Annotated in this window: 8 protein-coding genes; all 8 read right to left on the reverse strand. The window is 71.3% G+C overall.

Going from position 1 to position 9,860, the window contains the following annotated elements; translation table 11 throughout:
• Positions 1-35: 35 nt before the first annotated feature.
• A complete protein-coding gene (locus VFW79_RS01650) occupies positions 36-1,442 on the reverse strand; it encodes an FAD-dependent oxidoreductase (protein ID WP_329675575.1) in 1,407 nt (468 codons plus the stop codon).
• Between the two features lie 214 nt (positions 1,443-1,656).
• Positions 1,657-2,394, reverse strand: a complete 738-nt coding sequence (locus VFW79_RS01655; RefSeq protein WP_329675576.1) for a PP2C family protein-serine/threonine phosphatase — start codon at positions 2,392-2,394, stop codon at positions 1,657-1,659.
• 88 nt (positions 2,395-2,482) lie between these two features.
• Positions 2,483-3,490: a polyprenyl synthetase family protein gene (locus VFW79_RS01660; RefSeq protein ID WP_329675577.1), complete on the reverse strand. Its 1,008-nt coding sequence runs from the start codon at positions 3,488-3,490 to the stop codon at positions 2,483-2,485.
• A complete protein-coding gene (gene nuoN, locus VFW79_RS01665; protein ID WP_329675578.1) occupies positions 3,487-5,181 on the reverse strand; it encodes an NADH-quinone oxidoreductase subunit NuoN in 1,695 nt (564 codons plus the stop codon). Before nuoN ends, VFW79_RS01660 begins: the two co-directional genes overlap by 4 nt.
• The gene (locus tag VFW79_RS01670; protein ID WP_329675579.1) at positions 5,178-6,728 is read right to left on the reverse strand and encodes an NADH-quinone oxidoreductase subunit M; all 1,551 of its coding nucleotides are present in this window, start codon (positions 6,726-6,728) and stop codon (positions 5,178-5,180) included. The genes nuoN and VFW79_RS01670 overlap by 4 nt, the downstream gene beginning before the upstream one ends.
• Positions 6,729-6,744: 16 nt before the next feature.
• Entirely contained in the window at positions 6,745-8,682 is a 1,938-nt protein-coding gene (nuoL, locus tag VFW79_RS01675) for an NADH-quinone oxidoreductase subunit L (RefSeq protein ID WP_329675581.1), read from the reverse strand.
• Positions 8,683-8,735: 53 nt separating this feature from the next.
• Entirely contained in the window at positions 8,736-9,035 is a 300-nt protein-coding gene (gene nuoK, locus VFW79_RS01680; RefSeq protein WP_109130800.1) for an NADH-quinone oxidoreductase subunit NuoK, read from the reverse strand.
• Positions 9,032-9,860: NADH-quinone oxidoreductase subunit J (locus tag VFW79_RS01685; protein WP_329675580.1), on the reverse strand; the 829-nt coding region annotated here is incomplete at its 5' end. The genes VFW79_RS01685 and nuoK, both read right to left, overlap by 4 nt.

A 9,860-nucleotide genomic window follows, 5' to 3' on the forward strand; every position in this document is an offset into this window, starting at 1 on the left:
TTCGACAACGCGCGTCGGCCCCGGAGCGTTCCCTCTCAGGCCTGAGGGTCGTCTGTGAGCGGGCGCCCGAGCGAGACGGCGACCATGTCCTCGCGCGGGACGACCTTGATGCGCTCGCGACCCTCGGGCTCCCCGAGGGAGCGCTCGTGGGCGTCCAGGACCTCCCAGTCGGACCACTGGATGACCTCGACACCGCGCGCAGCCAGGTGGTCCAGGACCGCCTGCGGGTCGCGGTCCGCGGCCGTGAAGAACGGGTTCGCGGCGTCCTGCGCGTCGCCGATGTCCTCGGTGAGGTGGCGGATCGTCTCGGTCGCGTCGGACTTGGTGTGCCCGATGAGCCCGACGGGCCCCCGCTTGATCCAGCCGGTCGTGTAGACGCCGGGCAGCGGTGTGCCGTCCGCGTCGAGCACGCGTCCCTCCTCGTTGGGGATCACGCCGGCGGCGTCGTCGAACGGGATGTCCACGAGCGGGGAGCCGAAGTAGCCGACAGCGCGGTACACGGCCTGTACCGGCCAGTCGTGCAGCTCGCCCGTGCCCTCGACGTTGCCGTCGCCGCGCAGGACTGTGCGCTCGGTCCGCAGGCCCACGACGTTGCCGTCCTCGCCCAGCACCTCGACCGGCTTGTGGAGGAAGTGCAGGTGGATGCGCCGGGTCGCGGTCAGCTCCTCGGGCTCCTTGAGCGTCCAGTCCGTGAGCGTCTTGACGACCTGCTTCGTCTGGTTCGAGGAGTGGATCGCGGTCATGGAGCCCTCGTCGAACTCGAAGTCCTCCGGGTAGACGATGACGTCGACGTCGGGCACGTGGCCGAGCTCGCGGAGCTCGAGCGGCGAGAACTTGACCTGCGCCGGACCGCGTCGGGCGAACAGGTGCACGTCTGTGACGGGAGAGGCCTTGAGGGTCTCGTAGACGTTGGCCGGGATCTCGGTCGGCAGCAGGTCGTCGGCGTGCTTGGCGAGGATGCGGGCGACGTCGAGCGCGACGTTCCCTGCGCCGAGCACCGCGACCTCCTTCGCGTTCAGCGGCCACGTCCGCGGGACGTCGGGGTGCCCGTCGTACCAGGAGACGAAGTCGGCCGCCCCGTAGGAGCCGTCGAGGTCGATGCCCGGGATCGTCAGGGCGGCGTCGCGGATCGAGCCCGTCGAGAAGATCACGGCGTCGTAGAACTGACGCAGGTCCTCGAGCTTGACGTCGACGCCGTAGTCCACGTTGGCGAGCAGGCGGATGTCACCGCGCTCGAGCACCTTGTGGAGCGCCACGATGATCTGCTTGATCCGCGGGTGGTCGGGCGCGACCCCGTACCGCACGAGGCCGAACGGCGCGGGGAGCCGCTCGAAGAGGTCGATGCTGACGTCGACGTCGGTCTTCGACAGGATGTCGGCTGCGTAGATGCCGGCGGGGCCGGCGCCGACGATCGCCACACGCAGCTTGCGGTTCGTGCTCACGGGACGCGGGTACCTTCCGGGTCGAGGAAGCGGGTCGAGGTGACCCTGACAGCTCCGACCGACCTGCCGATCTGCCGATCCGTCGATCCGCGTGAACTGCAGAGACTGCCGGGGCTGCCGGGCACAGAGGTGCTGACGCCAGTGTACGGCGACCGTCTGGGGCGCCCCGGGGCGACCACCACCATGCGGACACGCACCGACGCGCGCGCGGCGGTCAGGCGGCGGGCGCGTCCACGACGATGACCGTCACGTTGTCGCGACCGCCCGCGACGAGCGCGGCAGCGACGAGGTGGTCGGCGGCGTCCTGAGGGTCGCGGCGGGTCCGGAGGACCTCGGCGATGTGCGCGTCGTCGAGCTCGCCCGTCAGTCCGTCCGAGCACACGAGGACCCGGTCACCCGCCCCGAACGCCAACGGGAAGAAGTCCGGCTCGGGATCGTCGCCGCCACCGCCGCCCAGCACCCGGGTCACGACGTTGCGGTGCGGGTGACGCGCCGCCTGCTCAGCAGTCAGCAGCCCGCGCGCGACCATCTCGGCGACCTCGGAGTGGTCGACGCTCACCTGGGTGAGCTCGCCACCCGCGAGCCGGTAGGTGCGCGAGTCGCCGACGTTGACGACGAGCCACGACGGACCGTCCGGTCCGCGCACGACGAGCGCTCCGGTCAGGGTCGTCCCCGGCGGCGGACCCGACCCGGTGGGGATCGAGCGGATGCGCGCGACGGCTCGCCGCAGGTGCACGGTGACGATCTCGGGTGTCAGGGTCGGCTCGTCGAGCAGCCCGCGGAGAGCCTCGATCGCGTAGGCGCTCGCCACCTCGCCCGACTCGTGCCCGCCCATGCCGTCGGCGACCACGAAGACCGGGAAGCGTGCGAGGAAGCTGTCCTCGTTGACCTGCCGACGCGTCCCCCGGTCCGTCGCCACGCCCCAGCTGACACCCGCCACGGTCGCCGTCATCGGGGCGCCGTCCCGGTCGCACGGCGACGCCGCGCGCCGGGTCCTTCGGGCGTGTGCGCCGTCCGGCGCTGCAGGTCGGCGGGCACCGTCAGGACGCGCGGTCGACCAGTGAGGCGGCGAACGACACCAGCGCGTCCTTGGCCGCGCTGCCAGGCAGGGGGTCGAGCTCGGCGACGGCCTCGTGCGCGAGCGCGGTCGCCTGCCGACGCGTCTGCTCGACCACGTCGTGCCGCCGCAGCGCCGCGACGGCCTGCTCGAGCGCAGGGTCGCTCGACAGGTCGGAGTCGAGAAGCGTGACGAGGTCGCGGTCGGCGGCCGTGCCGGACGGGCCGGCCGCGAGCTCGCGGAGCAGCAGCACCGGCATGGTGGGGACGCGCTCACGCAGGTCCGTGCCGGGGGTCTTGCCCGTCGTGGCACCGTCGGAGGTCAGGTCGATGACGTCGTCGGCGAGCTGGAACGCGACACCGATCTTCTCCCCGAACCGCATGACCGTCGACACCACGTCGGGCGCGCAGCCGGCGAACATCGCACCCAGCCGGGCCGACGTGGCGATGAGCGATGCCGTCTTGTCGGCGAGGACCTGGCGGTAGTGCGCGATGGGGTCGTCGCCCGGTCGAGGGCCGATCGTCTCGTGGAGCTGACCGAGGCACAGCCGCTCGAACGTCGAGGCCTGGATCCGCACGGCCTCCGGGCCGAGCCCGGCCACCGTCAGGGACGCCCGCGCGAACAGCAGGTCGCCCGTCAGGATCGCGACCTGGTTGCCCCAGACCTCGTGCGCCGCCGGCGCACCGCGGCGCAGCGGCGCGGAGTCCATGACGTCGTCGTGGTAGAGCGACGCGAGGTGCGTGAGCTCGACGACGACGGCCGCGTCGATCACCTCGCGGCGTGAGCCGTCGCCCAGCTCGGCCGCCAGGAGCGTCAGGAGGGGCCGCAAGCGCTTGCCACCGGCGTTGACGAGGTGGCGGGACGCGTCGTCGACGAGGGTGTCCGCCTGCGTCACGGCGTCACGCAGACGCTCCTCGACCAGCGCGAGGCGACCCGTCAGCAGGTCGGCCAGCACCGGGTCGGCCAGCGGGAGCGAGTCGGCGGAGGTCACGGGATGAACTTAGCTGCCTCGGTCACAAGATCGAGAACCGGTCCCGGGACGACGCCGAGCAGCACTGTCAGGACGGCGCAGATCGCGATGGCCACGAGCGCGAAGCCCTCGGACGCGACCACGGTCGTCGTCGGCTGGCCGCTCGCACCCGCCGGAACGGCACCGTCGGCGTCCGCGCCCGCAGGAGGCGTGAAGAACATCAGGACGATGATGCGCACGTAGAAGAACGCAGCAGCGGCCGACGCCAGCACGCCGACGATCGCGAGCCCCGTCGCACCGCCGGCGACCGCCGCCGAGAAGACCGCGAACTTCCCCGTGAAGCCGGCCGTCAGCGGGATGCCCGTGAACGACAGCAGGAACAGGGTGAAGGTCACCGCGAGCACGGGGTGGGTGCGGCCGAGGCCGGCCCACTGGGACACGTGCGTCGCCTCTCCCAGCACCGACCCCTGCTCGGCGGGGTCCGCCGGCTGGTCGACGTCGGCCCCTGCGCCTGCGCCTGCCGCACCAACGGCCACGGCGACCGGCGCGACGACCGCGCTGCGCTCACGGACGAGCGAGACGATGCCGAACGCGCCGACCGTGGCCGCGCCGTACGCGAGCAGGTAGAAGAGGACCGACGAGACCCCCTGCGTGTTCAGCGCGATGATTCCGGTGAGCACGAAGCCCGCGTGCGCGATCGAGGAGTACGCGAGCATGCGCTTGATGTCGGTCTGCAGCAGACCGGCGACCGTCCCGACCACGATCGTGAGGATCGCGACCGCCCACAGCGCCGGGGCGAGGTCCCACTTCAGGTCCGGCAGGACGACGTAGACCATGCGCAGCAGGGCGCCGAACGCCGCGACCTTGGTGCACGCGGCCATGAAGCCCGTGATCGGGGTCGGTGCGCCCTGGTAGACGTCGGGCGTCCACGCGTGGAACGGCACCGCGCCGACCTTGAACAGCAGACCGACCAGGACCATGAGGGCGCCCGCGAGGAGCAGCCCGTCGAGCCCGACGACCGTGTGCGTCGCCTTGGCGATGTCCGCGTAGCGGATCGACCCGGCGAAGCCGTACAGCAGCGCGATGCCGAACAGGAGGATCGCGGAGGCGAACGCGCCGAGCAGGAAGTACTTCATCGACGCCTCCTGGCTCAGCAGGCGGCGACGGCGCGCGAGCCCGGAGAGCAGGTAGAGCGGGAGCGAGAGCACCTCGAGAGCGACGAAGAGCGTCAGCAGGTCGCCCGTCGCGGGGAAGATCAGCATCCCGCCCGTCGCGAAGAGCACGAGCGGGTAGACCTCGGTCTGGCTCAGGCCCTTGCGCCGCGCGACCTCCTCGTAGTCCGAACCGGGCACCGCGGCGGCCTGGGGCGCGAACGCGTCCTCGCCCGTCTCGGTGCGGTCGGCCATGACGAGGATCGACAGCAGCGCGAGCAGGGCGATCGTGCCCTGGAGGATGAGCGTCGGGCCGTCGACGATGAGCGAACCGCCGAGGACGACGGTCCCGCCGTTGGCCCGCACGCCGTTCCACAGCGCGGCGACCGCGACGAGCGCACCCGCCGTCGCGAGGAGCGAGAGCGTGAGCTGCAGCGGGCGGCGCAGCCGCGCAGGCGCGAACGCCTCGACGAGCACGCCGACGACGGCGGCCCCGAGCACCAGCAGCACCGGCGTGAGCTGCGCCCACGCGATGGCAGGCGCGGTGAAGGACCCGGTCACTTGTTGCTCCCCTCGGTCGCCGAGGCGGTCTGGGCCCCGACGGCTGGCACGTCCTGCACACCGACCAGCTGGAGCGTGGCCTTCGCGGGCTCGCGCACGAGATCGAGCGCGGGGGCCGGGTAGAAGCCGAGCACCAGCATGATCGCGAGCAGGGGCGCGACGGCCCACTTCTCGCGGGCGGACAGGTCGGGCGTGGTCTCGAGCCCGGTGCGGACCGGGCCGGTGAAGATCCGCTGATAGGTCAGCAGGATGTACAGCGCCGCGAGGATCACCACGACGACGGCGGCGACCGCGGCGGGGCGGTGCCGGGCGAAGGTCCCGATGAGGACGAGGTACTCGCTGACGAACGTCGACATGCCCGGGAGCGAGAGCGCCGAGAGGCCGATGGTCAGGAACAGCCCGGCGAGCACCGGCGTGACCTTCTGCAGCCCGCCGAAGTCCGCGATCTTCTGCGAGCCGCGGCGCCGCACGAGGTACCCGGCGAGCAGGAACAGCCCGCCCGTCGAGAGCCCGTGGTTGACCATGTAGAACGACGATCCGGCGACGCTCACCGAGGTGAACGCGAAGATGCCCAGCACGATGACCCCGAAGTGCGACACCGACGTGTAGGCGATGAGGCGCATGAGGTCCTTCTGCCCGATCGCGAGCAGGCCGCCGTACAGGATCGAGATGACGGCGAGCACGATCACGGCGGGGGCTGCCCAGCGGGACGCCTCGGGGAACAGCGGGAGGCACAGCGTCAGCATCCCGAAGGTGCCGACCTTGTCCAGCACGCCGACCAGCAGCACCGACGTGCCCGCGGGCGCGTTCTCGGCGGCGTCGGGCAGCCACGTGTGCACCGGGAACATCGGGGCCTTGATCGCGAACGCGACGAAGAACGCGACGAACAGCCAGCGACCCGTCGTCACCGGGATGTCCGCGCCGACGAGGTTGTCGATGAGGAAGCCCTGCGGTCCGCCCGGTCCCTGCAGGTAGAGCGCGATGACCCCGACCAGCATGATGAGCCCGCCGGCGAGCGAGAACAGCAGGAACTTCACGGCTGCGTAGCGCCGGTGCACCCCGCCGAAGACCCCGATCATGAAGTAGACCGGGATGAGCATCGCCTCGAACAGCACGTAGAACAGGAACACGTCACGGGCGGCGAACACCGCCACCATGAAGACCTCGAGGAGCAGGACCAGCGCGACGTAGTGCCTCAGCCGGTCGAGGTCGCCGTCCTGCTCGCGCCAGGCTGCGAGGATGACGAGCGGCACCAGGACGACCGACAGCAGGACGAGCGCGAGCCCGACCCCGTCGACGCCCACGGCGTAGCTGACCCCGAACGACGAGATCCACGCGTGGGTCTCGCTGAGCTGGTGGGTGCCCGACGCGGACGTGTCGAACGCGAGCAGCGCGCCGACGGCGAGCGCGAGCTCGACGATCGAGAACGCGAAGGCCACGTGCCGCACGATCCGGCGCTGCGACCTCGGCAGCGCCCACACCGTGGCCGCGCCCAGGAGCGGCAGCACGATCAGCGCTGTGAGCCAGGGGAATCCGGAGGATGTCATCGGTCGGTGCTCTCCCTCAGATCCGCGGTGCCAGGACGATGGCGGCGAGGACGACCACGCCCACGAGCATCGTTGCGGCATAGGTGCGGGCGTAGCCCGTCTGGAACTTGCGCACGACGCTGCCGAGGCCCACCGTCAGCTTCGCGAGCCCGGCGAACGCGCCGTCGACGACCTGGGCGTCGCCGTAGACCAGCGACCGGGTCAGGTGCTGACCCGGCTCGACGAGCAGCGCGTCGTTGACCTCGTCCTGGTACAGGTCGACGCGGGCGGCGCGGGTGAGCACCGAGGCCCGCGGCGGCGTGATCGGCACCGTCGCCGTCGCGTACTGGCGCCAGGCCAGCACCACACCGGCGATCACCAGTGCGAGCGTCAGCGTGACGAGCAGCCACACCGGCAGCACGGGCGAGCTCGCCTCGTGGTCGACACGACCCGTGACGGGCTCGAGCCAGCCGGTGAGGCCACCGCCGAGCTGCAGGACGAAGCCGATCGCGACCGACCCGACGGCCAGCACGATCATCGGCACCGTCATGAGCCTGGGCGCCTCGTGCGGGTGCTGCTTGCTGCCGTCGAGTCGCGCGCTCCACCGCTTCTCGCCCTCGAAGGTCATGAAGAACAGGCGCGACATGTAGAACGCGGTCAGCCCGGCGCCGAGGAGCGCGACGAGGCCGAAGACCCACGCACGCCACGGCGACCCGTCGACCGGCATGAACGCGGCCTCGATGATCTTGTCCTTGCTCCAGTACCCGGAGAACGGCGGGATGCCGAGGATCGCGAGCCAGCCGGCCATGAACGTGATCCACGTGACCTTCATGTACCGCGCGAGCCCGCCGAAGCGGCGCATGTCGACCTGGTCGTCCATGCCGTGCATCACCGAACCGGCGCCGAGGAACATGCCGGCCTTGAAGAAGCCGTGCGTCACCAGGTGGAAGATCGCGAACGCGTACCCGATCGGGCCGAGGCCCGCCGCGAGCATCATGTAGCCGATCTGCGACATCGTCGAGGCGGCCAGCACCTTCTTGATGTCGTCCTTCGCGGCACCGACGATCGCACCGAACAGCAGCGTGATCGCGCCGACGATCGCCACGACGAGCCGGGCGTCCGGTGTCGCGTCGAAGATCGGGGCGGAGCGGACGATGAGGTAGACGCCCGCGGTGACCATCGTCGCCGCGTGGATGAGCGCCGACACCGGCGTCGGGCCGGCCATCGCGTCGCCGAGCCACGACTGCAGCGGGAACTGCGCCGACTTGCCGCACGCGGCGAGCAGCAGCATGAGGCCGAGAGCCGTGAGCGTGCCCTGGCTCGCCCCCGCGACCCCCGCGTGCACCGACGTGAAGTCGACCGCGCCGAAGGTCGCGAACATGATCATCATCGCGACGAGCAGGCCGATGTCGCCGACGCGGTTCGCGATGAACGCCTTCTTGGCGGCGACCGCGTAGGGCGTCTTGTGGTTCCAGAAGCCGATGAGCAGGTACGACGCGAGGCCGACACCCTCCCACCCGACGAAGAGCAGCAGGTAGCTGTCCGCGAGGACGAGCAGGAGCATCGCCGCGACGAACAGGTTGAGGTACGCGAAGAACCGGCGACGGTCGACGTCGTGCTCCATGTACGCGACCGAGTACACGTGGATGAGCGTTCCGACGAACGTCACGAGCAGCACGAACGTGAGCGACAGCGGGTCGAGGCGCAGGCCCGCGTCGAGCGTGAACGCGCCCGCGGGGATCCACGAGAACAGGTGCAGGTCGACGACGCGCTCGGCAGCGGGGCGCCCGAGGAGCTCGATGAGTGCGACGAGGCCGACGACGAAGCTCAGGCCGGGCGCCAGCACGCCGAGCCAGTGGCCCCAGCGGTCCGAGCGTCGGCCGGCGAGCAGCAGCACTGCCGCGGAGACGGCGGGGAGCGCCACGAGGAGCCAGCCCAGGGAGAGGACGCCCCCGGCCGGCGTCGCAGCGGCGATGGTGTCCTGGCCCACGAGGGCCAGGGTGGTCACGGTGCTCACGGCGGCGGCCCTCAGCTCTTCAACAGGTTGACGTCGTCGACCGAGGCCGAGCGGCGGGTTCGGAAGATGGCCACGATGATCGCCAGCCCGACGACGACCTCAGCGGCCGCGACGACCATCACGAAGAAGGCCAGCACCTGCCCGGTGAGGTTGCCGTGCAGTCGGGAGAACGTCACGAGCAGCAGGTTCGTCGCGTTGAGCATGAGCTCGACGCCCATGAACACGATGATCGCGTTGCGGCGCAGCAGCACCGTCGTCGCGCCGATCGTGAACAGGATCGAGGCGAGCACGAGGTAGTTCGTCAGGCTCACAGCCCCTCCTCCGCATCCGTGCCGGGATCGACGCGCGTGACCGGCGGGAAGGCCGGCAGTCCCGGCGTCTCCGCTCCGGGCGGCGCGGCTGCCTCGTGCGGTGACTCGACCAGGGTGCCGACCGCGGTGTCGAGGACGCGAGCGCCCTGCTCCTGACCGCGGACGCGGAGCACCCGCGAGACGGACTCCTCGATCGGGTTGCCCCGCGGGTCGAGCGCAGGCACGTCCATCGCGTTGTGCCGCGCGTACACGCCGGGGGCGGGCAGCGGGGTGAGCCGCTCGCCCTTCGCGACGCGGGAGTCGGCCCGCTCCTTCTGCCCGATGCGCGGGACGAGCCGCTGCCGGTGCGTCAGGACGAGCGCGCCGAGCGCCGCGATGACGAGCAGTGCGCCGACGACCTCGAGCGCGAAGGCGTAGTCGCTGAACACGACGCGGGCGATGCCGACCGGGTTCGAGTCGGCGTTCGGCGCCTGCAGCCCGGCGGCCTTCGGGTAGGTGGCCCGGACGGCCACGCCGACCAGGACCACGCCGAGCCCGGCACCGGCGAGCAGGCCGATCCAGCGCTGGCCGCGGATCGTCTCGACGAGCGAGTCGGACGCGTCGACCCCGACGAGCATCAGGACGAAGAGGAACAGCATCATGATCGCGCCCGTGTACACCACGACCTGGACGACGCCGAGGAACGCGGCGTCCTGCGCGACGTAGAGGAACGCGAGCGAGATCATCACGACGACGACGGACATCGCGGCGTGGACGGCCTTGCGGGCGAACAGCAGGCCCAGGGCCCCGAGGACCATGACCGGGCCGAGCACCCAGAACAGGACG

Origin of the sequence: Cellulomonas sp. (genome assembly GCF_036279715.1) — a bacterium.
In the GTDB taxonomy this organism is placed as follows: domain Bacteria; phylum Actinomycetota; class Actinomycetes; order Actinomycetales; family Cellulomonadaceae; genus Cellulomonas_A.